The 25,473-nt window shown below is 39.7% G+C and carries 21 protein-coding genes and 1 other annotated feature; of the genes, 17 read left to right on the forward strand and 4 right to left on the reverse strand.

Annotation, left to right across the window (positions count from 1 at the left end; all coding sequences use genetic code 11):
- Positions 1–2 precede the first annotated feature (2 nt).
- Positions 3–1,190, reverse strand: a complete 1,188-nt coding sequence (locus B3139_RS02085; RefSeq protein ID WP_293879551.1) for an ROK family protein — start codon at positions 1,188–1,190, stop codon at positions 3–5.
- Between the two features lie 250 nt (positions 1,191–1,440).
- Here B3139_RS02085 and B3139_RS02090 point away from each other — a divergent pair, with 250 nt between their 5' ends.
- The 8 genes from B3139_RS02090 (at position 1,441) to B3139_RS02125 (ending at position 8,917) form a co-directional block, all read left to right on the forward strand.
- Positions 1,441–2,652 (forward strand): acyltransferase family protein, encoded by a 1,212-nt coding sequence (locus tag B3139_RS02090; RefSeq protein WP_293879552.1) that lies wholly within the window; start codon positions 1,441–1,443, stop codon positions 2,650–2,652.
- A 103-nt stretch (positions 2,653–2,755) separates the two neighbouring features.
- Positions 2,756–3,034, forward strand: a complete 279-nt coding sequence (gene rpsO, locus B3139_RS02095) for a 30S ribosomal protein S15 (protein WP_293879553.1) — start codon at positions 2,756–2,758, stop codon at positions 3,032–3,034.
- Between the two features lie 216 nt (positions 3,035–3,250).
- Positions 3,251–3,445, forward strand: a complete 195-nt coding sequence (locus B3139_RS02100; RefSeq protein WP_293879554.1) for a tyrosine-type recombinase/integrase — start codon at positions 3,251–3,253, stop codon at positions 3,443–3,445.
- Positions 3,446–3,546: 101 nt separating this feature from the next.
- Positions 3,547–4,776, forward strand: coding sequence for an ATP-binding protein (locus B3139_RS02105; RefSeq protein ID WP_293879555.1), 1,230 nt, complete (start codon positions 3,547–3,549; stop codon positions 4,774–4,776).
- A gap of 81 nt (positions 4,777–4,857) precedes the next feature.
- Positions 4,858–4,959: an HTH domain-containing protein gene (locus B3139_RS02110; RefSeq protein ID WP_293879661.1), complete on the forward strand. Its 102-nt coding sequence runs from the start codon at positions 4,858–4,860 to the stop codon at positions 4,957–4,959.
- Positions 4,960–5,187: 228 nt separating this feature from the next.
- Positions 5,188–5,673 (forward strand): hypothetical protein, encoded by a 486-nt coding sequence (locus B3139_RS02115; protein WP_293879556.1) that lies wholly within the window; start codon positions 5,188–5,190, stop codon positions 5,671–5,673.
- A 184-nt stretch (positions 5,674–5,857) separates the two neighbouring features.
- Complete coding sequence (gene pnp / locus B3139_RS02120) at positions 5,858–8,044, forward strand: polyribonucleotide nucleotidyltransferase (protein WP_209578667.1); 2,187 nt, start codon at positions 5,858–5,860, stop codon at positions 8,042–8,044.
- Positions 7,999–8,094, forward strand: a sequence feature (Trp leader region). Its footprint overlaps the gene before it by 46 nt.
- A gap of 31 nt (positions 8,095–8,125) precedes the next feature.
- Positions 8,126–8,917, forward strand: a complete 792-nt coding sequence (locus B3139_RS02125; RefSeq protein WP_293879557.1) for a hypothetical protein — start codon at positions 8,126–8,128, stop codon at positions 8,915–8,917.
- A 224-nt stretch (positions 8,918–9,141) separates the two neighbouring features.
- Here B3139_RS02125 and B3139_RS02130 read toward each other — a convergent pair whose 3' ends face one another.
- A complete protein-coding gene (locus B3139_RS02130; protein WP_145327846.1) occupies positions 9,142–9,468 on the reverse strand; it encodes a DUF493 domain-containing protein in 327 nt (108 codons plus the stop codon).
- 77 nt (positions 9,469–9,545) lie between these two features.
- A complete protein-coding gene (locus B3139_RS02135; RefSeq protein ID WP_293879558.1) occupies positions 9,546–11,828 on the reverse strand; it encodes a GH92 family glycosyl hydrolase in 2,283 nt (760 codons plus the stop codon).
- A gap of 148 nt (positions 11,829–11,976) precedes the next feature.
- Here B3139_RS02135 and B3139_RS02140 point away from each other — a divergent pair, with 148 nt between their 5' ends.
- A complete protein-coding gene (locus B3139_RS02140; protein ID WP_209578663.1) occupies positions 11,977–12,987 on the forward strand; it encodes a LacI family DNA-binding transcriptional regulator in 1,011 nt (336 codons plus the stop codon).
- Here B3139_RS02140 and B3139_RS02145 read toward each other — a convergent pair.
- Positions 12,977–13,357, reverse strand: coding sequence for a methionine-R-sulfoxide reductase (locus B3139_RS02145; RefSeq protein ID WP_293879559.1), 381 nt, complete (start codon positions 13,355–13,357; stop codon positions 12,977–12,979). The genes B3139_RS02140 and B3139_RS02145 overlap by 11 nt on opposite strands.
- 529 nt (positions 13,358–13,886) lie before the next feature.
- On the opposite strand from B3139_RS02145, the gene B3139_RS02150 reads away from it, so the two are divergent.
- From B3139_RS02150 to B3139_RS02185, 8 genes are read left to right on the forward strand one after another with little or no spacing between them, the layout of a single operon-like run.
- Positions 13,887–15,149 (forward strand): cytochrome c3 family protein, encoded by a 1,263-nt coding sequence (locus tag B3139_RS02150; RefSeq protein WP_209578661.1) that lies wholly within the window; start codon positions 13,887–13,889, stop codon positions 15,147–15,149.
- A 37-nt stretch (positions 15,150–15,186) separates the two neighbouring features.
- On the forward strand, positions 15,187–18,201 hold the full coding sequence (locus B3139_RS02155; RefSeq protein WP_209578660.1) for a TAT-variant-translocated molybdopterin oxidoreductase: 3,015 nt from the start codon (positions 15,187–15,189) through the stop codon (positions 18,199–18,201).
- Positions 18,202–18,230: 29 nt separating this feature from the next.
- Positions 18,231–19,715, forward strand: a complete 1,485-nt coding sequence (nrfD, locus tag B3139_RS02160) for an NrfD/PsrC family molybdoenzyme membrane anchor subunit (protein ID WP_209578659.1) — start codon at positions 18,231–18,233, stop codon at positions 19,713–19,715.
- 6 nt (positions 19,716–19,721) lie between these two features.
- Positions 19,722–20,258 carry a DUF3341 domain-containing protein gene (locus B3139_RS02165; RefSeq protein ID WP_209578658.1) on the forward strand — a complete coding sequence of 179 codons (537 nt, stop codon included), beginning with the start codon at positions 19,722–19,724 and terminating at the stop codon, positions 20,256–20,258.
- Entirely contained in the window at positions 20,242–20,880 is a 639-nt protein-coding gene (locus tag B3139_RS02170; protein ID WP_370877905.1) for a c-type cytochrome, read from the forward strand. Before B3139_RS02165 ends, B3139_RS02170 begins: the two co-directional genes overlap by 17 nt.
- 19 nt (positions 20,881–20,899) lie before the next feature.
- Complete coding sequence (locus B3139_RS02175) at positions 20,900–22,135, forward strand: quinol:cytochrome C oxidoreductase (RefSeq protein WP_293879560.1); 1,236 nt, start codon at positions 20,900–20,902, stop codon at positions 22,133–22,135.
- 44 nt (positions 22,136–22,179) lie between these two features.
- Positions 22,180–23,517: a cytochrome c oxidase subunit II gene (locus B3139_RS02180; RefSeq protein ID WP_209578655.1), complete on the forward strand. Its 1,338-nt coding sequence runs from the start codon at positions 22,180–22,182 to the stop codon at positions 23,515–23,517.
- A gap of 28 nt (positions 23,518–23,545) precedes the next feature.
- Positions 23,546–25,417 (forward strand): cytochrome c oxidase subunit I, encoded by a 1,872-nt coding sequence (locus B3139_RS02185; protein ID WP_209578654.1) that lies wholly within the window; start codon positions 23,546–23,548, stop codon positions 25,415–25,417.
- Positions 25,418–25,473 lie beyond the last annotated feature (56 nt).

The raw sequence follows: 25,473 nt of genomic DNA on the forward strand, positions 1-25,473 counted from the left end.
TTCTACTGATTAATTTGTGTGTAATTAGATTTAAATATTCGGTGTATTAGGTTTTCTACAACGAGGCACATCGTACCTTTTATTTGCGCATCTTTATGAAGTTCAGAGATTGCCAAATGTGTTGTTTTGGCAATCTCAGGTATGCAAAATTCATTTAGCGCAATTTGAATATGCGGTTCTAATATATGACCAACTTCAGCGCCACGGCCGCTGATCAATATCTGTTTCGGATTTAAAATATGAATTAAGGTCGAAATACCTTTTCCAAGCATATAGCCAATTTTTCCTATATTATTTATAGCAACTTGATCACCCACTCTGATCGAATCAAACAGTGCTTCGAGTTTATTTTCGTTACTATTTATAAAAGTGCTATAAATAGAATACTGCTCATTCTCAATATCATTCTCGACATATTTTATCGCAGCATTGAGTGATGCTACAACCTCTAGGCATCCCCTTTTGCCGCAAGAGCAGAGCATTTGGTTATCTGCCAAAGGGATGTGGCTAAATTCACCCGCGTATCCAGCGGTTCCTTTAAATATAGCGTTATTGATAATTATCCCCAGTCCAACACCCCAGTTAAGGTTAATAATTAAAGAGCTGGTAATGTCTTTGGCTATTCCCAATTGTTTTTCTGCCAACGCAATACATCGAGAATCATTCTCTATTACAGTTGGTATATTAAATCTTTTCTCAATATTGTGCTTAAGATTAAATAGACCATGAGCTTTGGGGTAAGATTCATTTATGCCTAATTCGCTGTTGACAAATCCAGGTATACTGACGCCAATACCGATAAAGTTTTCAAGTGATATCGTAGATTTTTGGATTAATTCCTCTGCACGATTTAGTATGGTATCTAGCGAAGATTTTTCTTTTAATTCTACTGCTATATCTCGATATTCTGCAATCACCTTATTATGCAAATCAGAAATCGAGATTGTCGTGAAATACTGATCGCATGCTATTGAAAGAATATAGTTGTCTGAGTTTTCATTTATTGTATATTGAATCGGTCGGCGTCCACCAGTTGACTCGGCAAATCCACATTCAACTATTATATTTTGCTCAATTAAGTGATTAACAACCTTAGTTACAGAGGGAGTGCTTTTCGCTATCTTTTTAGCAAGATCAGCAATTGATAGCATCGATTCAATATAAAGGTTTATTAATATCTCGTTTTCCATTGTAAATGAATGGTTAGTAGAAGTCGGTTAAACTTTCGTTAAAGATATGTTAAAAAAAAAGTAAGTTCCAAAAATTTTTTGTTTTTTTTTAAAAAGTTTTGATTTCTTTATTTTTTACTGCGTGAAGGAGGTGTATTATTGTAACAAGCTTGTCACCGACTAGCTCCTGTTTATGCCATTAAATAGTAAATTGCGCATAAAAATGAATATCAAATACCTTATATTTACCTCTTAATTATAGTATCTAATTATGAAACAACGCTATTACTCCTTGGATGTCTTTCGTGGGGCTACTGTGGCACTGATGATTATGGTAAATAATCCGGGGACATGGCTCCATACGTTTGCGCCGCTAAAACATGCAACCTGGCATGGATGCACACCAACAGATCTGGTTTTTCCTTTTTTTCTTTTCGCAGTTGGTAATGCCATGTCTTTTGTGATACCTCGATTACAGGAAGCTGGTCCCGCCGTATTTTGGAAAAAAGTAATTAAAAGGACGATTTTGATTTTTGCCATCGGACTTTTTATCAACTGGTGGCCTTTTATCAAATGGGAGGGAGCTGAGCTGGTATTTAAACAGTGGGTAGATCCAAATGATGCAAGTCGGGGCATACGTATTCTTGGGGTATTGCAGCGTATTGCCATTGCTTATTGCTTTGCTTCTTTATTAGCCTACTATTTTAAAGAGAAAGTGATTATTTGGATCTCTGCAGCTATTTTGCTTCTATACTGGGCTGTTTGCGCATTCGCGGGGGGATCGGATCCCTATAGCTTAGCAGGCTGGTTCGGCACAAAGTATGATATTGCTATTTTAGGTTTACCGCATGTTTACAGAGGCGAGGGCGTGCCGTTTGATCCTGAGGGGCTAATGAGTACGCTGCCAGCAGTAGTTCAGGTTGTATTTGGCTATTTGGTCGGTGTATTTATTAAAAAACAAGGGCAGGTGGATTGGCTGTGGACCAGAGTTCCAGCTTCCAACGAACCGCATTTTAAATTATTGGCGGGCATGTTTGTGACTGGATTTATTTTGGTCGTGTTGGCGTGGATATGGGCATTAGGTTTTCCGATCAATAAAAAAATATGGACGAGTTCCTATGTGCTCTATACAACTGGTTTAGCAACCATGACAATAGGTGGCATGATCTGGTTTATTGAGGTGCAGGGTGTAAAAAATAAATTGACACAATTTTTTGATGTTTTTGGTAAAAATCCACTGTTCATCTTTGTGTTGAGCGGTATTCTTCCACGCTTTTTAGGACTATTTCGTATCCCTGACGGCTTAAAAGAGGACGGCTCGCAACAATACATCGAAGCTTTCGCCTGGTTCTATAAATACGTCTGTGCGAAAATACCTGGAATCCCCGAAGTTGGCTCCTTCGTTTATTCGTTGTGTTTTCTGACCTTGATGTGGGTAATCTGCTATTGGTTGGATAAGAAAAAAATCTATGTAAAGGTATAATAGCATCTGAAACTTTGCTTGTTAAATATTTTGGCAACCAAATACTTTTGCTATCTTTGCAGCCAATTAATAAAATTTTTAACGCTTTAATATTATTCAGGAAATGTATTTAAGTAAAGAGTACAAAGCTGACATCTTCGCAGAATTCGCTGGATCAGCTACAAACACAGGATCTACTGAAGGTCAAGTTGCTTTATTCACTAAGAGAATTGCTCACTTAACTGAGCACTTGAAAAAAAACAGAAAAGATTTCGGTACACAACGTTCCCTACAAATGTTAGTAGGTAAACGTCGTTCATTATTAGCTTATCTTTACAAAAAGGATATCAACCGTTACCGTGCGATCATTAAAGGTCTAGGTTTACGTGATATTATCAAATAAGCTTTTATACAAAGGTGTTAAGAAAGCCATCCAATTTTTGGATGGCTTTTTTTGTATTTATACAAAAATGAGGTACGCTTATTTTTAGCAAAATTCGGCACAGATTTCTTAGCGAAGTATTGTAATAAATGTATACATTTTATACGCGGGTTGCTTCGCTAACAATGCGATCAGCTGAGTTCAAAAGTTCGCTTAGGCGATGTACACCTAAAGAAAGTGGGCGAGCATTTAAAACTGCCGTTTAACCTGCACTTTCATCTGAGCCGACATACATTTGCTACCAATGCACTGAACAACGGTATGAGGATAGAGTATGTATGTAAGTTGCTTGACCACGCTACCGTACAGCAAACACAGGTATATCCAAAAATTGTAAAATTTACTTTTTCTATGGGTTTTAATAAATCTTAAATTCTAGTATTTCTATAAGTTGATAATTGATAAAAAGCTTTAAAATCATTAAAACTTGTAAGTAATGAAAGTTTTAATGATTTATTGGATGCCTTTGCACTATGAGAAATTACACAAACCGCAAAGAATACCTGTCTAAATTATTAGCCTATAAAGATAAAGATCTTATCAAAGTAGTTAGTGGATTACGCAGAAGCGGGAAAAGCACCTTATTTGAATTTTATCGTCAAACCTTGGTGGAAATGGGTGTACCTGCAAGTCAAATTGTATTTCTGAACTTTGAAGATTTTGAACTGCATAAATTTCTCAACGATTTAGATGGTTTGTACACACACATTATCGGAAATTTAGATTTGTCAAAACCAAGCTATGTTTTTTTGGATGAAATCCAAAACGTCAACGAGTTTGAGCGTTTGGTGGATGGATTATTTGTAAAGCCAAATATAGACGTTTACATTACAGGGTCAAATGCTTTTTTGTTGTCAGGAGAACTAGCAACTTTATTGAGTGGACGATACATAGAAATTTCTATTTTGCCCTTTTCGTTCAAAGAATATTTAATAGCAAGAGATATTGATACATCGAATAAATACCTCAACTATGAAGCTCTTTTCTTTGATTACATCAATGAAACGTTTTTGCCCAAAGGCGTTGAATTGCGTGAAGGTGGTTACGATATTATCCAAGAATATCTCGAAGCCATTTACAACACCATTGTTGAAAAGGACATTACCCAACGTCATCAGATTAACGATAAACGCGCTTTTGGTAATATTGTGAAATTCGTAGCTTCCAATATTGGAAATCCGCTTTCGCCTGGTAATATTGCTAAAACCTTAAAACAGCACGGACAAACCACCCATAACACAACCGTAGAAAGGTATCTAGCATATCTAACAGCAAGTTTTGTGTTTTATAAAGTAAACCGTTTTGATTTGAAAGGAAGGAAGCAATTAGCTACTCAGGAAAAATACTATTTGGTCGATGCAGGTTTGCTCAACGTCTTAACAGGTAAGGAGCGCACTACAGACAGAGGACACATTTTGGAAAATATTGTTTATCTGGAACTGTTACGTAGAGGCAATAAAATTTGGACAGGTACAGCCCGAAATGCAGAAGTAGATTTTGTGTGCAGAACACCCAAAGGCGATATAGCATATTATCAGGTAGCTTGGGAAATGTCTAATGAAAAGACCGTAGAACGTGAATTTGGCTCATTGGAGAAAATTAATGACAACTACCCGAAATATTTACTAACTACAGACTCATTTACACAAGACCGGAATGGAGTTAAACATCTGAATGTGTTTAACTGGTTGCTTGAATTGTAAAGACAGAATATAGACGATAAAGAATTAAAGCGAATTTCAAGGCTTACAGCAATTTTAACTCAGTTACAAACCAAGCGTTTAATAACGGCTTCCGAATTAGTAGACAGATTTTCTATAAGTAAGAGAACTATTTATAGGGACATTGAAAGCATTGGAACAAGCAGGGATTCCTATACTTACTGAAGAAGGAAAAGGGATGGTCAGCTTCTCTCCCGAGGCTAAGCGTGATAGCGTAGCCATGCAAATATTAGTCGAAAAAGACAGAAAATTGAAATAAGAAATGGAGTATAGCGGGATGGGTTACGCTAACTTCGGGCTTCGGCTGGCAGAGCCCTGTGATAGGGGGCAAGTTAAGACCAAGTTATTGCCAAGTTCGCCCTGTAAGTAGTTTGAGTGTACAGTGAGTCCACGTTGAGTCCACCTTTTAAGCTGCTCTCACTATGCCTGTATGTTTTTTACAAGTCGGGAGGGGGGCGGACTTGGGGCGAATTTGTCCATAAGCAATTTACAGCAAAGTCGCTTTTTATCGATCCTGTAGTTTCCATGAACAAGAAGAAAGATCTTAAAATATCATTCCCCGAGTTTGATATCAAAAGAGCGCTGGTCCTTCCTGACAAATGCAATGCCGTGGTATTCAAATTTCATGCCTTCTCATTTGATTTTGATGAGTTTGAGCCCACAGAGATAAAAGAGGTAGAATGGGAATACGATGTTAAGTATAAAGAGGATGTGATACCGGCAAAAAACTTGACCGTTAAATGTGGCGATTTTGTCGGTAGTTCAATATTTGTGGGATTTACTATGCTGTATCTGGAAAAGGGAAGCTATCGGTCAAATGTGCTCAATGAGATAGATTTTAATCCAGCTTCGATTCTAGCAGCTTTTCAGCTTGTGTAAGGTATAAGGCACATTTTTGGGAAACGAAAATTAAAATTGAATTGATATATAGTATTTGCGTATTTAGCCTGCTGTTAATTGCACTAATCTTAATATTTTAATTTACCTTTGTGCTGAAATCTAATGTATTTAAAATATTGGCATGCTGCCAACAAGACGAAAAGCATGTCGCAAACAAGATTAAATGAATTACAACGAAATTAAAACAACCATCGATATGGGTAATGGCACCCAGATCGAATTGTCTACAGGAAAATTGGCAAAGCAAGCTGATGGTGCTGTAGTATTAAAACAAGGCAATACGATGTTGCTTGCGACAGTCGTTTCTGCCAAAGAAGCTAAATCTGGTGTCGATTTTTTACCTTTATCTGTAGATTATCAAGAAAAATATGCGGCAACTGGCCGTATTCCAGGTGGTTTCTTGCGTCGCGAAGCTAGATTGTCAGACTATGAGGTGTTGATCTCACGTTTGGTAGACCGTGCATTGCGTCCTTTGTTCCCTGAAAATTATCATGCAGATACTCAAGTGGCAATTAGCTTAATTTCTGCAGATAAAGATATTATGCCTGACGCTTTAGCAGGCTTGGCTGCTTCTGCGGCAATCGCAGTATCTGATATTCCTTTTAATGGCCCTATCTCAGAAGTTCGTGTAGCGAAAATTAACGGTGAGTTGGTGATCAACCCAAAATTATCTGACCTGGAAAATGCAACATTAGAATTTATCGTTGCTGGTTCTGCGCAAGATATTGGCATGGTAGAAGGTGAAGCAAAAGAAATTTCTGAAGCTGAAATGGTAGAAGCCATTGCTTTTGCGCACGAGGCAATCAAAAAGCAAGTTGCAGCTCAGGTAGAATTGGCCAATCTGGTTGGTAAAACTGTTAAACGGGAATACAACCACGAACCAGAAAATTTAGAATTGAGAGATTCAATCTTTGCAGCTACTTACGATAAAGTGTATGCTATTGCAAAATCAGCATCTACCAAACATGACCGTTCTGAAAGTTTTGCGAAGATTGCAGAAGAATATAGAGCAACAATGCCTGAGGAATTGGATGATGATACAGCATTCTTGTTTAAGAAATATTTCCACGATGTGCAGTATGATGCTGTTCGTAATCTTGTATTGGACGAAGGAATCCGTTTAGATGGTCGTGACGTACGTACAGTTCGTCCAATCTGGTCTGAAGTAGATTACTTGCCTGCTGCGCACGGTTCGGCTGTATTCACACGTGGTGAAACACAATCATTGACTTCGGTTACTTTGGGTGCTAAAGATGATGAGCAAATGATCGATGGTGCTTTTATCAACGGTTATAATAAATTTATTCTTCACTATAACTTCCCTGCATTCTCTACAGGTGAGGTCAGACCTAACAGAGGTCCGGGTCGTCGTGAAGTTGGTCACGGTAACTTGGCTATGCGCTCATTGAAACAGGTTCTTCCGGCAGATAATGAAAATCCATATACTATCCGCGTAGTTTCTGATATCCTAGAATCCAATGGTTCGTCTTCTATGGCAACGGTATGTGCCGGTACATTAGCGCTTTTAGATGCTGGTGTGAAGTTAAAAGCTCCAGTTTCGGGTATTGCCATGGGATTAATTTCTGATGAGACAACTGGTAAATATGCGATCTTATCGGATATCTTAGGTGATGAAGATCATTTGGGAGATATGGACTTTAAAGTAACGGGAACTGAAAAGGGTATCGTTGCCTGTCAAATGGACTTAAAAATCAATGGTTTGAAATGGGAGGTCTTGACGCAAGCGTTGGATCAAGCAAAAGAAGCGCGTTTGCACATCTTAGGCGAGATGAAGAAAACCATTGATGCTCCTCGTGAAGATTACAAGCCTCATGCACCACGTATCGTTCAATTGTTGATCGACAAAGAATTTATTGGCGCTGTAATCGGACCTGGTGGTAAAATTATCCAAGAAATGCAACGTGAAACTGGTGCTACGATTTCAATTGAAGAAGTTGATAACAAAGGTGTTGTTCAGGTCTTTGCTGATAATAAAGCTGCTATAGATGATGCCGTAGGCCGTATCAAAGCGATTGCTTCTAAACCTGAGATTGGAGAAACTTACGAAGGTAAGGTGAAATCCATCATGGCATTTGGTGCGTTCGTTGAAATCATGCCAGGTAAAGATGGATTATTGCATATCTCTGAAATCGACTGGAAGCGTCTTGAAACAATGGACGGTATCTTCAAAGAAGGGGATAAAGTCACTGTAAAATTGTTGGACATTGACAAACAAGGTAAGATGAAGCTTTCACGTAAAGCATTATTACCGCGCCCTCCAAGAGAAGACAAGCCAAAACAGGATAAACCTGCTGGCGAAGCTCCTGTAGCTGGTGCTGGTCAGGAATAAACCTGTTACGCAATAGATAAGAAAAGCCCGCTTTACGCGGGCTTTTTTATGGAAAATAAAACTTAGCTGCATCTTTATGCTATGAGACGTATACTTCGTTTGCTTCTGTTTAAATCCATTCAGATTTTGGTGTTTGTTTTAATACATGTTTCAGTGTATGGGCAGCGGTCCTATGGGGATAAATTTCAGGAGCTGTCTGTCTCTATACAAGATTATGCACATAAAAATAATATGATCTTGCCAAGGGGACGTTATGAGTTTTATAAATTGGGCCATGCCATTTTGTGGCCTTATAATCATGATTTATTTTGGCCTCTGAATAGGTTAATTATAAAGGATAAAGCTATACGGGATTCTATGACAGATGAGCTTTACGTTAATTTTGATCGGGAATATAACCGTGTTGTGCTGGATGTGTACGAAAGCCCTTATGCTTTTAATGAGGCAAGACCATTTGAGGCACTTTCCGTACAGGGCTCATTCAGGGGTGGAATGGGGCCGCTGTTGGAACGTTTGTCTAAGTTTTTATTGGTTCATCAAGGACGATGGGGACTTAATCTGTCTTCTTTTACATTATATATGGATCGTGAGCTTAGCTCTGTGCCCTTAGCATACGATGGCGAGCCTGAGGTAGTGGAATTGCTCAAGCAATTTTTTGAGGAGGCCAAGATTCCCCATAAACCTGGTATTTACTATGGGAATCCAATGTATTGTTCGTATCGAATTGATTGGATGGCTAATAAAAATAAAGAGATTATGCTTGATTGCTCGGTATATAATGACTATTTTAATATACTGTTTAGTAAGACGAAATTATATGCGCTGGGCGGGAGTTGGAATAGCGTGAAAGGGCAAATGTCTTTTTTTTTATGATCGGAAAAATGGCTGGAAACAGTTTGCTGCCCGACGGGACGTCAAACGCATTTTGAATTTTTTAAAGGAGGAAACTGCTGTTAATCTATTGAAGTTACACTATGGTAATAAAAGATTTAGTGGCAATTATTGGCTGGATGTAGTGGTGTTGAAATAGGGGAGAGGCTAATATCTAGATCAGAAAACAAAACAGGCTGTCGATCCGACAGCCTGTTTTGTTTATTTTATAACATGATAACACCTTTGATCTTCGCCACTTCTTTGTAGAAGTAGATCACCTGGTCGGCGTCTTTTACGTTCAAGTTTACAGTAATTGAAGTATACTTACCTGTTTTGGAATCCTTAAAATCAAACTGAGCACCTGTGTCATCAAATACACGTTGGATTTGATTGAAGTGATCCTGATCTTTTGGTAAGATAAACTTGTACGTATAATCCTTTGGAAATGTTTCTAAGTCTTCTAAGCGCTCTTTAAAAGTTTCATAGAAGTCTTTTGGATTATCACCTCCATCCGGGATATCTTGTATATTGATGTTTTTGTAATCTGCCATTTTTTGTTTCTCCTTAAATATGTTATTAAGGTGTTAACAACTATTAATCCAGTAATGTTTTACTGACAATTTTTCAGTTAATTATTGTCAGTGCTTGAAGGCCAATCGGCTTTGTTTTTACCAAAATTTTTGTTCGGTGTTGCACTCATTTCGATTTCCATCTTTCCGCCCTCCAAAAGCTGTGCATGTGTAATGAACGTTTTAGTATATGGTTTGCCATTCAATTTGATCGACTTGATGTATGGATTGGATTTACCTTGATTTTTAACATCAATTGCCATTGTTTTGCCATTCGGTAAATTAATGTTAGCATGCTGCATCATAGGGGAGCCAAAGACATAAACACCACTCATGGCATTTAGCGGATAGAAACCCATTGCTGAAAATACATACCAGGCACTCATTTGTCCGACGTCATCATTGCCACATAGACCAGCTGGAGTGTTTGTGTAAAACTCAGTCATCGCTTTACGGACTAAAGCTGCACCTTTCCAAGGTTGTCCAGCGTAAGCATATAAGTAAGGGATATGGTGATTTGGTTCGTTCCCCTGTGCATATTGGCCAATCAGTCCTGAAATATCCGGTGAGGCTTCACCTCCAAGATCGGATGACATGGTTGTAAAATAATCCAGTTTTTTCAAAAATTTATCTTCACCACCGAAAAGATTGATCAGACCTTTAACATCTTGAGGTACCAGCCAGGTATATTGCCAAGCATTTCCTTCGCAGTAATCATTTTCGCGGTGTTTGGCCATCAAAGGATCGAACGGCCTACGAAATTCACCATTGGCTTTTTTACCGACAAAATGACCTACTTCCTTGTCAAAATACTGCTCGTATAGTTTGTAGCGTTTTTTGAAGTAAGCGGCATCTTCAGTTTTTCCAAGTTTCTCCGCAATCTTGTAAGCACCAAAGTCTGCGATGGCATATTCAAGGGCCCAGGCAACGGATTCGTTAGGCATGCTATCAATAGGAATGTAGGTCAGTTCGCGCGCATATTTCAATCCGTGGTCATTACCCATGGCTGTTGTCTTAACTGCTTCCCAGACTAATGGATAATCTTTCTCGTCAATGATCCCTTTTAAGAAGGCGTCGGCAATGACAGGAATCGCCGGTAATCCCACCATGGTATTGGTCTCATTACCTTGTAAATGCCACATGGGCAATTTACCTTGTTGCTGATAGATAGCCAACATGGTTTTGATAAAATCCTGGTTGATTTTGCGGTCTTCCAAGATGGTCATCAGCGGGTGAAGGCCACGGTAGGTGTCCCAAAGGGAAAATACGGTATGATTGACAAAATCTTGTTTTTCATAAACCTGTTTATCGGTGCCCATATAGTCTCCATTTGCATCATTAAAAATGGTAGGTGCAAAGTAGGTATGATATAGCGCGGTGTAGAAGATGGTCTTTGTGTCTTTATCTGCTTCGAATTGGATTTTATTTAATGTTTTGTTCCAACGTTGATCTGCCTCTTGCTTTACTTTTTCAAAATTCCAGCCTGGAATCTCTGCGTTGATATTATTCAGCGCATTGGTCGAGCTAACAGGAGATATACCAACTTTGAGTTCAATGGTTTTGTTTTTAACAGCATCGAAGAATAAAGCCGCTTTGATTGCCTGCCCTTTAAATGTCGTTTGGCCTAACTTTTCTTCTTTTCCGTCGAAAAATCTTACTTTTTGTATCGGTTGGGAAGTTCTGATCGCAAAATATAACTTTTGGTCGGTGGCCCAGCCTGTTGAAAAGCGGTAACCAACGAAAGTCGAGTCGTTCACCTGTTTGAGGTAGGTGTCTGTTGGTTTATCCCAATTGATGTGGTATCCTAAATCGACCAAAATATGGGCATTCTCCGTTTTTTCGTAACGATATTGATGATAGCCCACTCGTTCCGTTGCCGTCAAATTGGCCTGCACCTGATAGTCATCCAAATAAGCACTATAGAAACCAGGTTTGGCGACTTCATTTTCCTTTTTAAAAGAAGATCCATAACCGGTACTCATTTTGTTGAATTCCGCTGGTGTTAATTGCAATTTTCCATTGGCTGGAACAATCATCAGGTCGTTGAGGTCGCCGATACCTGTTCCGCTCAGGTGGGTATGGGTAAAGCCCAAAATTTCCTGGCTTTTGTAATTGTAGCCACTGCACCAATCCCATCCGTTGAACTTGTCCCAAATCTGTGGAATTTGAGTTGGGCCTAGTTGCACTGCACCTAAAGGTACATTGGCACCGACAAAGACGTGGCCATGGTCTGCAGACCCAATAAAGGGATTGACATATTGTGTGAGATTTTGCTGGGCTTGTGCGCAAAATGGCAAAATTAGTGTGCCCAACACTGTTTTGAATAGTTTATTTCCTGTCATAGGTTTTGTTCGGGTATTTGAAAACTGCTTAAAATTAGTAAATAAAACCTTTTAGCGCAATTTTATTATTATTTTTAGTAAATTGTCGTTAAATTTTTTACTTTAGTAATCTTCGAAATAAAAAACTTAACAAACCTACTACTACTACATGAAGAAACGTATTCTGATCAGTGATATCGCAAAGGCGTTGGGGATTTCTGTCACTACTGTGTCCTTTATTTTAAATGATAAGGCCAAAGAAAAGCGTATTAGTGAGGCTTTGACTAAACGGGTGCTGGACTATGTCAAAAAAGTGGGTTATAAACCCAATGAATTGGCCAAAAGTCTCCGCACAGGCAAGACGAAGATTCTGGGTTTGATTATCGAAGATATTTCCAATCCCTTTTTTGGGAATATCGCGCGTCTGATCGAAAGTAAGGTTTATGAGCAGGGGTATCGTATTATTTATTGTAGTACGAACAATGATGTAGAGAAAGCGAAAGAATTAATCCAGATGTTTTACGATCGACAGGTAGATGGTTTTATTATTACCCCATCCGATGGACTGGAAGATACGGTAAAGCAGTTGCAGCAGAATAATATTCCAGTGGTACTTTTTGACCGGTATTTTCCGGGGCTTGAAACGGACTATGTTGGGGCCGACAATTTTCAAGGGGCTTTTGATGCGAGTGACCATTTGTGTCAACAGGGGTATAGACGTATTGGATTTGTGTCGCTCTATTCCGATCAGACCCAGATGAAGGAACGCTCTGAGGGATATCTGAAAGCGATGGACAACAATAAGCAGCAGAGTTTTATTCAAAAGATCCAGATGGATGCATCGGACGAAGAGGCCATGGAAGCGTTGCGGGAGTTTATCTGTGAAAATAGACTGGATGCTGTATTGTTCTCAACAAACTATTTGGCTATTTCTGGTCTGAAAGCTTCTAAAAAGTATAACTTTCCGATGCCTGCGGTGATTGCATTTGACGATCACACAGCCTTTAAATTGGTCGAACCCTCTATAACGGTGGTTTCGCAGCCGATCAAGGATATTGCAGAGAACCTGATCAATATTTTGTTGCTTCGTCTTCAAGGCAAAATAAAAGCAACACGTAAAATGGTGTTGCCTTGTGAACTGAAAGTTCGGGAGTCGACCAAAGTGAAAGTTACGCTGTAGGATCGGCTACAAATTTCATTGAAATAGAATTGACGCAGTGACGCGTGTTTTTTGTCGTAAAGCCTTCTCCGAGGAATACATGGCCTAAATGCGCGCCACAATTACTACAAAGGATTTCAGTGCGGCGACCATCGGCATCGGTAATCCTTGTAATTGCCCCGGGAATTTCATCATCAAAACTTGGCCAACCACAGCCAGATTCAAATTTTGACTCTGAACGGTATAATGGGCTGTCACAACGGCGGCAGATATAAGTTCCTTTGTGCTTATTGTCTAACAATTCGCCTGTAAATGGGCGCTCGGTTCCTTTATGTACAATAACATATTCCTCTTCTTTACTTAACGGATTGTATTTTTTGTTTTCTTCCATCTCTGTGGTGTTCTTTGTTATAAGTTTAGTGATATGCAGAGCTGGCATGTGTTGGACAGCTCTATTTTCGCGTAGTTACTACCTAATATGATATAACTGCAGCAGGAATCTTTACCAAAGTCTTTATAAACAATTAAAGTGTGGTTTTTTTTAAGCTTGCAACCCTATCCTGAAAGGCTATCGATTCCTGTTTTTAAAGTTACGCAATTCAAGCTAAAAAAACACCTTTTGTATAAATGACAGTGCTGGCTTTTTACACATTTTAAACTGTCATGGAATTGTCTTATATTTGATTGGCTATCCAAATGAAAAGTTGTAGCGATGGAACTACTTTAATAGCGAAATGTTATTTTATCCTTGTTTAAACGCATTTGTTTAGAATGATTATAAATTGATATTAAAGGTCACAAAATTGTCAGCGATTTATTAATAAATCATACTTTTGTGGCATTGTTAGGGGGGTAGTGGCTCCTTTAACCATGGGAGTTAATTTTTTACATTCACAAATAAATAGTATAAAGTGCTAAATATGAGAACTATCTCATCCGTTTTGGGAAGCCTTGCGAGGGTGGTGTCAACGAGTTTGATGCTATTATTTGCCGTTACGACGTTGCATGCGCAAGATGTCAAGGAAGGTGAAAAAATCTTCAAATCTAAGTGTACATCCTGTCACGCCATTGACAGAAAAGTGGTCGGTCCTGCTTTGAAAGGGATTCCAGAGACGAAAGACGAAGCTTGGTTAATCAAGTGGATCAAGAACTCTCAGGCGTTAATTGCTTCTGGTGATGCTGAGGCGATTAAAATCTTCGAAGAGAACAACAAGCTTGTGATGACTTCTTTTACTGATTTATCTGATGATCAGGTTAGATCGGTATTAGCGTATATCACGGATGCTTCTAAGGAGAAACCGAAAGATGCAACCAATGGTGGTGCTGGTGCTAAAGATGATAACGCGTCGATGTTCATGATTTTGGGCTTGATCGCAGTTGTTGTTTTGGCTGTGGTGGTTATTGTGGTGTTGAATCGTGTGATTCGTACGCTGGAAAATGTAATTGCTAAAAACCAGGAAGCTATTGCTGCACAACAGGAACCAGAAGATAATCAGCGTTTTGTGAAGTTTGCGAAAGCATTCGTTAAAAACAAAAAACTGGTTGGTTTTACGGTATTGATGTTGGTTGCTTTATTAGCTGTAGGCGGTTGGAAAACGATGTGGAATGTTGGTGTTCACCAAGGCTATCAGCCGGTTCAACCCATTAAGTTCTCACACCAAATCCACGCGGGTGTTAACAAAATTGAGTGTCAATACTGTCACGGTGGTGCATTTAAATCAAAAAATGCGTCTATTCCATCGGCCAACGTATGTATGAACTGTCACAATACAGTCACTGCTTCTGAGCATTATGATGGTGAAATTTCTCCGGAAATTGCTAAAATCTACCGTGCTTTGGATTGGGATCCTGATACGCGTACTTACGGTAACAATCCGAAACCAATTCAATGGGTTCGTATCCACAACTTGCCTGATTTTGCTTACTTCAATCACTCACAACACGTTGTAGTGGCTGGTGTGGAATGTCAGACTTGTCATGGTCCAATTCAGAATATGGAAGAGGTGTACCAATACTCTCCATTGACGATGAAATGGTGTGTTGATTGTCACAAAAAGACAGATATCAAGTCGGATAATAAATACTATGAAGATTTGATTAAAGCACACGAAAGAATTAAGAAGGGTGAAAAAATGACTGCAGCCATGATCGGTGGTCTTGAGTGTGGTAAATGTCACTATTAATAATTATTTGAAATACGCAATCTTATATACAGCTTAAATGGATAGCAATAAAAAATATTGGAAAGGTTTGGAAGAGTTAAATCAAACTCCTGCTTTCGTTGAAGGAAGCAAGGGTGAGTTTGCCGAATCTATTCCTGTAGAAGATGTATTAAATGAAGCTGGCTTGAGCACAAAAACTCCTCGCCGTGACTTCTTGAAAGCATTAGGATTTGGTTTGGGTGCTGTTTCTTTAGCGGCTTGTAACCGTACTCCTGTGCATAAGGCAGTTCCTTATTTGATTAAACCTGAAGAGGTAACTCCAGGTATCCCTAACTATTATGCTTCGACGTTCAACGGTCAAAGTATCTTGGTTAAAACACGCGAAGGTCGTCCGATCAATGTTGAGCCTAATCCGAATGCAATTGGTTTGAACCAAGGTTTGGATTCAACAACAGCTGCTTCTGTATTGGATTTATATGATGAGTCCAAATTGAAACAGGCACAATTGAAAGGTCAAGATGTGGAGTGGTCCAAATTGGATGGGGAAGTTGTTAAAGCGTTAAATGCTGCGGCGTCTTCTGGTAAACAAATTACGATCGTTTCTAATACGGTAAACAGTCCTTCAACCTTGGCAGCTATTGCCGCTTTCGGAACGAAATTCCCTACGGTTAACCATGTACAATACGATGCTGTATCTTACAGCGGTATTATTGAAGCGAATAAGGCTTCTTTTGGTAGAGCAGTAGTTCCGTCCTATAATTTTGAAAATGCAAATGTGATTGTTTCTGTTGCGGCTGATTTCTTAGGAACTTGGTTAGCAGGTGAGGAGCATACACAACAATACGCTAAAAATCGTGACTATAAATCGTTGAAAAACGGAAAAATGTCACGTCACGTGCAATTTGAATCTGGTCTTTCCATGACGGGTACAAATGCTGATGCTCGTATCGCTATCAAACCTTCGGAAGAGGGGGCTACCTTAATCGCTTTGTATAATGCAATTACTGGTCAATCATTGGCTGGAGCAACTGCAAACAAAAAAGCGCAAAAAGGTGTAGCATTAGCGGCCAAAGAATTGGTGAATAGCAAAGGCGCGGCTGTTGTTGTTGCAGGGTCTAACGATGTCAATGTACAGGTATTGGTTAATGCAATCAACGTTGCATTGGGCGCTTATGGTACGATCATCGACTTGGATAACTATTCTAAACAATACCAAGGTTCGGATTCTTCGTTCCAAGCGTTCTTAGCTGCTGCGAAATCTGGGCAAGTTGGCGTTGCGTTCTTCTTGAACAGCAACCCTGTTTATGATTACTTCAAAGCAGAGGATGTAAAAGCTGCGTTGAAGCAGATTCCTTTCACGTTGTCATTCGCGCAGCGTGCAGATGAAACTGCGTCTGAATTGACTGCTATCGCTCCAGCAAGTACTTTCTTAGAGTCTTGGGGTGATTCCAATCCAAAAGAAGGGTTGTATTCAATTATCCAACCAACGATTAATCCTGTTTTCAAAACACGTCAAGTTGAGCAAAGCTTGTTGACTTGGGCTGGAAATAATACAGATATGTACAACTTTGTTAAGAATCTGTGGTCTACACAAATTTTAGCGGGTTCTACGAAAAACTGGGATGCTGTATTGCAGACTGGTTTTGAATATAAAGGTGCCAAAGCGGCAACAGCTCCTGCTTTTACAGGAAATGCTGCAGCAGCGGCTTCGGCAATTGAGGCATCAAGCAAGGCGATTGCAGGGGAGTTTGAATTGAAACTTTATGAGCCTGCTGGTCTTCGTGACGGTCGCTACGCAAACAATGCTTACTTACAAGAGTTACCTGACCCAGTTTCTAAAGTAACTTGGGATAACTATGCTGCTCTTAATCCGAAAGATGCTGAGAAATTAGGTTTGGGTGAAGACGGTAAAGTAACTGTCAAAGCAAATGGTGTTGAATTGGAATTGCCCGTTGTACAACAACCAGGACAAGCTCAAGGAACAGTTTCCGTTGCTGTAGGTTACGGCCGTACAAAAGTGGGTAAAGCAGGTAATGAAGTTGGTAAAAACGCGTTCCCTTTTGCTTCGATCATCAATGGTACAGTACAAGGTGTTGCTAAGGCAACTGTAGCGAAAGCGTCTGGAACTTACCAATTGGCACAAACACAAACACACCATACCATCGAAGGTCGTAACGTTATCCGTGAGACGACATTTGCGAAATATTTGAAAGATCCTAACTCGGAGGCAGGACGCTTTACGGATAATCACAAAACATACGATTTGTGGAACAAGTATGAGCAACCAGGTCACAAATGGGTGATGGCGATCGACTTGAACGCATGTACAGGTTGTGGTGCTTGTATCGTAGCTTGTAACGTTGAAAATAATATTCCTGTTGTTGGTCGTGATGAGGTTCGCCGTCGTCGTGAGATGCACTGGTTACGTATTGACCGTTATTATACGATCGAAGGAAAAGATCAAGATCTTACAAAAGAGAAGGAAATTGCGAAAGCTTCGGCTGATTTAGATTTCGAAGATGTCACTGTTGTTCACCAACCGATGTTGTGTCAGCACTGTGGTCACGCACCTTGTGAGACGGTTTGTCCGGTATTGGCAACAGTACACTCTTCAGAAGGTTTGAACCACATGGCTTACAACCGTTGCTTTGGTACACGTTACTGTGCAAATAACTGTCCTTTCAAAGTGCGTCGTTTCAACTGGTTTGCTTACTGGAATGATTCCCGCTTTGACAATTACTTGAACAATGAATTTACACAGTTGGTATTAAACCCAGATGTCGTAACGCGTTCACGTGGGGTAATGGAGAAATGCTCAATGTGTATCCAACGTATCCAAGCAGGTAAATTACAAGCTAAGATTGAAAATCGCAAAGTGAAAGATGGCGATATCCAAATGGCTTGTCAACAAGCATGTTCTGCAAATGCAATCATCTTTGGAGATGCCAATGATCCAGCATCAGAAGTATCTAAAGCATTACGCAACGAGCGTGTTTATTACGTACTTGAGGAAATCAATGTTCAACCTGGTATCGGTTATATGACAAAAGTTAGAAACACTTTTGAGGCGTAATCTTGTACAATATTTGAAATAAAAATACTATGTCATCGCATAACGAATCAATATTAAGAGAACCATTAATGACCGGTAAGGACATTACGTATGCAAAAATTACGGATGATATCTTACTACCGGTTGAAAATAAACCAAATAAAGCATGGTGGATTGGTTTTACCGTAGCTGTATTGGGTGCTTTATTATGGGTAGTTAGCGTTAGTTATACCTTTTGGACAGGTATCGGCGCTTGGGGTCTGAATAAAACTGTAGGCTGGGCTTGGGATATCACCGACTTCGTATGGTGGGTAGGTATCGGTCACGCGGGTACGTTGATTTCAGCTGTATTATTAATCTTCCGCCAGAACTGGCGTAATTCAATCAACCGTTCTGCAGAGGCGATGACGATCTTTGCGGTAATCTGTGCGGCAACATACGTTGTTGCTCACATGGGTCGTCCTTGGTTGGCCTATTGGATTTTCCCACTTCCAAATCAATTTGGATCACTTTGGGTAAACTTTAACTCTCCTTTAGTATGGGATGCGTTCGCGATCTCGACATACTTTACAGTATCCTTGGTATTTTGGTACTGTGGTTTGTTGCCGGATATCGCAACCATTCGTGACCGTGCGACAGGTTTGAAACAAAAGATCTATTCTGTATTATCATTTGGATGGAATGGTTCTGTTAAGACTTGGCAACGTTTTGAAATCGTGTCCTTGATCTTGGCTGGTATTTCTACTCCACTCGTACTTTCTGTACACACGATCGTATCCATGGACTTTGCAACTTCGGTTATTCCTGGATGGCACACGACGATCTTCCCTCCATATTTCGTGGCGGGTGCGATCTTCTCTGGTTTTGCCATGGTACAGACCTTATTGTTGATCTTACGTAAAGTAATGAATTTTGAGAACTACATTACGATGTTCCATATTGAATCGATGAATATCATCATCATGACAACAGGTTCTATCGTGGGTGTAGCTTATTTGACAGAGTTATTTATCGCGATGTACTCTCGCTCAGAATACGAAATGTATGCGTTCGAGAATCGTATGTTAGGTCCATACGCTTGGGCTTATTGGTCGATGATGACGTGTAACGTAATTTCTCCACAGTTATTCTGGTTCAAGAAAATCCGTACAAGTATTCCGATCTCTTGGATCTTGTCGATCGTAGTTAACATCGGTATGTGGTTTGAGCGTTTTGTGATTATCGTGACTTCATTGCACCGCGATTACTTGCCTTCATCTTGGGCAATGTTCTACCCAACTTGGACAGACGTCGGGATCTTTGTAGGTTCGATTGGACTGTTCTTTACATTATTCTTGTTGTTCTTACGTTTCTTACCGGGTATCGCTATCGCCGAAGTGAAATTGTTGTTGAAGTCATCTTCATTACAACATAAAACTAAGTTGGCTCAAGAAGGTGCATTCCCTGACGAACAAGTGAAGTACTTCCAAGAATCATTGGAGAAATATGATTCAGTGACAGAAGAAGAGATTAAAGAATTATCAGTTAGAAAATAATCAGCAATGAGCAATACAAAATATATATTAGGTAGTTTTGCGGATCCCGATGATATGATGCATGGGATCGACAAATTGCAAGCAAACAATATAAGTATTTACGACTGCTTTACTCCGATGCCTATTCACGGTATCGAGGCAAAGCTGGGTGTGAAACCTTCTCGCTTGCCTATCGCAGCATTTTGCTTTGGAGCATTAGGAACGACATTAGGTTTTAGTTTGTTGTATTATACAATGGCGTACGATTGGCCGATGAATATCGGTGGTAAGCCATCTTTTGGTATGCCGAACTTTGTTCCGGTTACGTTTGAGGTTACCATCTTATTGTGTGCTTTGGGTATGGTTGCTACATTCTTCTTCCGTAACCACTTATTCCCAGGACGTACACCTCGTGTAATGGACTTGAGAGCAACAGATGATCGTTTCATCCTTGCAGTAGATGCCAAAGAAAATACAGATCACGCTTTGATCGATAGCTTATTGAAAGAAGCTGGTGCTGTTGAAGTTAAGTACAATGATAGAAAATATGTTAGCTATGAATAAGAAGAATTTACTTGGAACGCTATGCGCCGCTGTGGCATTGACAGCACTTGTTTCTTCTTGTGGTGACAAAACAACTCGTAGTACAGGTTTAGAGTTTTCTCGTAACATGTACGATCCGCTTGCTTTCAATCCGGATCAACCTAATGCGAATTTTGCTGATGGAAAAACAGCGCAAACACCTCCTAAAGGTACGGATCCTATCGGTTTTACTCGTTTTGAGTATGCCAATACATTAGAGGATTATGAGCGTGCAGGAAGAGAAGTAAAAAGTCCTTTAGTCGTAAATGCCGAAAATCTTGAAAAAGGTAAAGCTTTGTTCACAACGTATTGCTCTGTATGCCATGGTGTAGAGGGTAAAGGTGATGGTCCTATCACCAAAGACCGTAGCGTGACAGATTCAAGAGGTACCCGTCAATTAGAGAACTTTCCTCCGCCACCATCTTATCATAGAACAGATGCGGCGAACTCTTCACGAGGTGGTTTGATGGCTGACTTGACTGATGGTAAAATTTACCATACAATTTATTACGGACACAACTCCATGGGATCACATGCGTCTCAATTATCTCCAGAGGAGAGATGGAAAGTTGTTATGTATGTTCACGAATTACAAAAGAAATAATCTAACATCAGATATATAAATGGGAACTCACAGTCATCATCACGATTATAATTTCAACGAGCGATACGAGTTTGCTGGCAAAGCTAAAATGTTCAGTATTATCGCTGTTGTACTAGGTATAGCTGCTGTAGCTATCGGGTTGCTTTCGGGCGATCACGATACTGTAGAGCGTACTTATGCCAACTTGTTATTGATGGGTTATTACTTTACATGTGTATGCGCAGCTGGAACATTCTTTGTTGCCTTGCAATATGTGACCCAATCTGCATGGTCTGCAGGTTTGGTACGTATACCTCAGGCTATGGCGAGTGTTTTACCAATTGCTTCATTGATTTTATTAGTTATTGTAGGTTTAGGTTTAACTACACATAATTTATACCATCACTGGAATGCAGACGGTATCACTGATCCGCATAGTACAAATTATGACCCTATCATCGCAGGGAAATCTGCTTATTTAAATGTTCCATTCTTCTTGATCCGTCAAGTGGTATTTATGGGTACATATAGCATTTTTGCAGTTATTTTTGCGAAACTTTCTTATAAAGAGGATTTGGAAGGCGGATTGACTTCTTATAAAAAGTCATTCAAATTGTCAGCAATCTTCTTGGTTATTTTCGGTTTTACCACACCTATCTGGTCTTTCGATACCGTGATGTCTTTAGAAGCTCACTGGTTTTCGACGATGTTCGGTTGGTATAACTTTGCAGCAATGTGGGTAAGTGGTATTTCATGTATTACCATCATTGTTGTTGTGTTGAAGAAAGCGGGTTATATGAACTGGGTAAACGAAAATCATTTACACGATTTGGGTAAATTGATGTTCGGTTTCTCGATCTTCTGGACTTACGTTTGGTTTGCACAATTCATGCTGATTTGGTATTCAAACATTCCAGAGGAAACAGTTTATTTCTACAAACGTTGGGAACCGGAATACAAACCTTGGTTTTGGTTAAGTATTATCATTAACTTTGTGGCACCTTTGTTATTATTGGTAGACCGCGATGCAAAACGTAAGCAAAACGTTATGTTGTTCGTTGGTATTCTATTGTTGGCTGGTCACTGGCTTGACTATTACATCATGATTATGCCAGGTACCGTAGCAGAGCACAGAGGATTTGGTGTCATTGAAATCGGAACTGCGCTTGGTTTCTTAGGTTTGTTCACTTTCTTAGTGTTTAGCAAATTAAGCAAACAGGCATTGGTGCCTAAAAATCATCCTTTGTTGGATGAGAGTTTGCATCACCAAATATAGTTTCACTTTTAAAGGAAGGTTACGTAAAAAACGTTATAAAAGAAATGAGCTTTAAATTAAATAATAGATTCAAATCCATCTCGGGTTTTGTGCTTGCTCTAGGGTTGCTTTTTGCAAATCCTATCCTGGCGAGTCAACAAGATACAGTAGCATCTGATTCTGCAAAAGTGGCAACTACAGCGGTAGCGGCCCCTGCAGCGACGGATTCGGTTGCAAAAGATACAACAGCGGCAGCAGGTACTGCTGCTGTTGCATCTGCTAGTTCTTCTACTGAAGCTAGCGCGGCTGCTCCTGCTGTTGAAGAAGTGAAGCAGATAGACCCTCAGGTTTATAAAAACTTCACATATTATGTGTTGTTATTCTTAGTTGTGTGTACAGTCGTTGCCGTTATTGGCAAAGTACTTTCGATCTATGAATTGACAAGAAAAATGAACGGTAAATACAATCCGTTTGCGAATAACACATTTCAATCGTCATTGTTATTCATTTTCTTGGTCGTATTTCTTTATGGTGTGTATTGGTCCTATGTACATTGGGGAGCAGCTTATTGGCGCTCAGCAGTGACGGAGCATGGCGAGCGTATTGATACCATGTTTATCATTACGACAGCGATCACAACATTTGTATTGGTTATCACACACATTCTGTTGCTAACGTTTACATTTTTGTACCGTATGCGGGCAAAACGTCAAGCTTATTATTACCCACATAACAATGCAATCGAGAAATTGTGGACAATTGTTCCTGCTGTCGTATTGACAGTATTGGTATTGTTCGGTTTCTTTACGTGGAGATCGATTACAAATATTCCTGAAGATCTTCAGAAATCAGCATTACAGGTTGAGGTTCTTGGTGAGCAGTTTCAATGGAATGTTCGTTATGCTGGTTCAGATGGCGTTATTGGTAAGCGTAATTATAAAATGACGACGCCAACTAATCCATACGGTATTGACTTTAATGATAAAAATTCTTGGGATGATATTCAAGGATCTGAAATTTGGTTGCCTGTCAATAAACCTGTACGTTTCCATATCATTTCAAAAGATATTATTCACTCTTTCTACATTCCGGATTTCCGCGTTCAGATTAATGCGGTACCAGGGATGACCAACTATTTCCAATTCACACCTACTGTAACGACAGAAGAGATGCGCGATCGTTTGGGTGATTATAACTATGACTTCGTGATGTTGTGTAATAAGATCTGTGGATCTGGTCACTACAATATGCAGAAGAAAGTTGTTGTCGTAACAGAGGAGAAATATAAAGAATGGTTAGCTAAACAAAATAAATATTTTACTGAGGATTTGCAAAAAGAGTTCAGTGGTAAAACAGCTAACGTGAAAAAGGATAGTGTACAAGTTACAGCATCTTTGAACTAATTAAGAATTTTTGAATATAAAATCGAATATGTCAAGTACAGTAATATCGCATAGCGCTGAACATCACGATTCGCACGGCCATCATCACGAGGAGTCGTTCATCAGAAAGTATATCTTTTCGGGTGACCACAAGATGATTGCCAAGCAATTCTTGATCACTGGTATCATCATGGCAGTTTTTGCGATGCTTTTATCAGTATTATTCCGTATCCAATTAGCATGGCCGGATAAAGAGTTCCCTATATTAGAAGTATTCTTAGGTAAGTGGGCTGAAGGTGGACGTATAAAACCGGAGTTTTTCCTTTCCTTGGTAACCATTCACGGTACCGTAATGGTATTCTTCGTGTTGACGGCTGGTCTGTCAGGTACTTTTAGTAATTTATTGATTCCATATCAAATCGGAGCACGCGATATGGCATCTCCTTTTATGAACATGTTGTCCTACTGGTTGTTCTTCGTAGCATCGGTGATTATGGTGGCATCGTTCTTTGTAGAGAGTGGACCTGCTTCTGCTGGTTGGACAATCTACCCGCCATTATCGGCTGTTCCTACCGCTATCGCAGGATCTGCAACTGGTATGACCTTGTGGTTAGTGAGTATGGTTCTATTTGTTGCTTCACAGTTGATCGGTGGTATTAACTATGTAAGTACAATTTTGAACATGCGTACAAAAGGTATGGACTTATGGAAAATGCCTTTAACAATTTGGGCATTCTTCTTGACTGCAATCGTAGGTATGTTGTCATTCCCGGTATTGGTTTCAGCGGTTGTTCTTTTGATTTTTGACCGTGCAGCTGGTACGTCATTCTATTTATCTGATCTTGTTGTTCAAGGACAGATTTTGCCGAATGAAGGTGGTTCTCCAATTTTGTTCCAGCACTTGTTCTGGTTCTTAGGTCACCCTGAGGTATATATCGTTGTTATGCCCGCTTTGGGGCTAACATCTGAGGTTATTGCTACAAACTCTCGTAAACCAATCTTTGGTTACCATGCCATGGTTTATTCGTTAATCGGTATTACTGTATTATCGTTTATCGTATGGGGTCACCATATGTTTGTAACGGGTATGAATCCGTTCTTGGGTGGTGTATTTATGATTACAACACTGATTATCGCAGTTCCTTCTGCTGTAAAAGCATTTAACTACCTTGCAACCTTGTGGAAAGGTAATATCCGTTTCACTCCTGCAATGATGTTTGCTATCGGTTTGGTATCATTCTTTATCTCTGGTGGTTTGACAGGGTTATTCTTGGGTAATGCGGCTTTAGATATCAACTTGCATGATACGTATTTTGTTGTTGCTCACTTTCACTTGGTGATGGGATCTGCATCAATTTTCGGTATGCTTTGTGGTGTTTACCATTGGTATCCTAAGATGTTTGGCCGTATGATGAACGCCAAATTAGGTTATTTACACTTCTGGTTGACTTTCATAGGTGCTTATCTGGTATTTTTCCCAATGCACTTTATGGGTATTGATGGTGTTCCCCGCCGATACTATGCATTTACAGAATTTGCTTTCATGGCTAAGTGGGTTTCTGTAAACAAATTGGTTACTTGGGCTGCGATTATCGCTGCCTTAGGTCAGGTAGCATTCTTATGGAATTTCTTCACATCGATTTTCTTCGGTAAGAAAGCGCCTCAAAACCCTTGGCAGTCGAATACATTGGAATGGACTACTCCGGTAGAGCATATTCATGGTAACTGGCCAGGTGAGATTCCAACTGTGCACCGTTGGCCTTATGATTATAGTAAGCCGGGTCATGGTGAGGATTTTATTCCTCAAGATGTTCCTTTCTCTGAAACGATGAGTTCTAACTTACCTCATGATTTTGAAGGAGATGAGGAAGCTGAGCGCATCCAATCAGAATGGAATGCTCAAAATGGTAGAAAAGACTAATAGAATCTTATCAATAGAGTAGGAGCAATCCTACTCTATTTTATAGAAGTTTGTAT

It is taken from the genome of Sphingobacterium sp. UBA1498 (assembly GCF_002325125.1).
GTDB lineage: Bacteria > Bacteroidota > Bacteroidia > Sphingobacteriales > Sphingobacteriaceae > Sphingobacterium.

Bases quoted from the DNA above. Each gene is read 5' to 3' on its own strand.
- B3139_RS02085 (WP_293879551.1), bottom strand. From the start codon at position 1,190: ATGGAAAACGAGATATTAATAAACCTTTATATTGAATCGATGCTATCA.
- B3139_RS02090 (WP_293879552.1), top strand. From the start codon at position 1,441: ATGAAACAACGCTATTACTCCTTGGATGTCTTTCGTGGGGCTACTGTG.
- rpsO (WP_293879553.1), top strand. From the start codon at position 2,756: ATGTATTTAAGTAAAGAGTACAAAGCTGACATCTTCGCAGAATTCGCT.
- B3139_RS02105 (WP_293879555.1), top strand. From the start codon at position 3,547: ATGAGAAATTACACAAACCGCAAAGAATACCTGTCTAAATTATTAGCC.
- pnp (WP_209578667.1), top strand. From the start codon at position 5,858: ATGAATTACAACGAAATTAAAACAACCATCGATATGGGTAATGGCACC.
- B3139_RS02125 (WP_293879557.1), top strand. From the start codon at position 8,126: ATGAGACGTATACTTCGTTTGCTTCTGTTTAAATCCATTCAGATTTTG.
- B3139_RS02130 (WP_145327846.1), bottom strand. From the start codon at position 9,468: ATGGCAGATTACAAAAACATCAATATACAAGATATCCCGGATGGAGGT.
- B3139_RS02135 (WP_293879558.1), bottom strand. From the start codon at position 11,828: ATGACAGGAAATAAACTATTCAAAACAGTGTTGGGCACACTAATTTTG.
- B3139_RS02140 (WP_209578663.1), top strand. From the start codon at position 11,977: ATGAAGAAACGTATTCTGATCAGTGATATCGCAAAGGCGTTGGGGATT.
- B3139_RS02145 (WP_293879559.1), bottom strand. From the start codon at position 13,357: ATGGAAGAAAACAAAAAATACAATCCGTTAAGTAAAGAAGAGGAATAT.
- B3139_RS02150 (WP_209578661.1), top strand. From the start codon at position 13,887: ATGAGAACTATCTCATCCGTTTTGGGAAGCCTTGCGAGGGTGGTGTCA.
- B3139_RS02155 (WP_209578660.1), top strand. From the start codon at position 15,187: ATGGATAGCAATAAAAAATATTGGAAAGGTTTGGAAGAGTTAAATCAA.
- nrfD (WP_209578659.1), top strand. From the start codon at position 18,231: ATGTCATCGCATAACGAATCAATATTAAGAGAACCATTAATGACCGGT.
- B3139_RS02165 (WP_209578658.1), top strand. From the start codon at position 19,722: ATGAGCAATACAAAATATATATTAGGTAGTTTTGCGGATCCCGATGAT.
- B3139_RS02170 (WP_370877905.1), top strand. From the start codon at position 20,242: ATGTTAGCTATGAATAAGAAGAATTTACTTGGAACGCTATGCGCCGCT.
- B3139_RS02175 (WP_293879560.1), top strand. From the start codon at position 20,900: ATGGGAACTCACAGTCATCATCACGATTATAATTTCAACGAGCGATAC.
- B3139_RS02180 (WP_209578655.1), top strand. From the start codon at position 22,180: ATGAGCTTTAAATTAAATAATAGATTCAAATCCATCTCGGGTTTTGTG.
- B3139_RS02185 (WP_209578654.1), top strand. From the start codon at position 23,546: ATGTCAAGTACAGTAATATCGCATAGCGCTGAACATCACGATTCGCAC.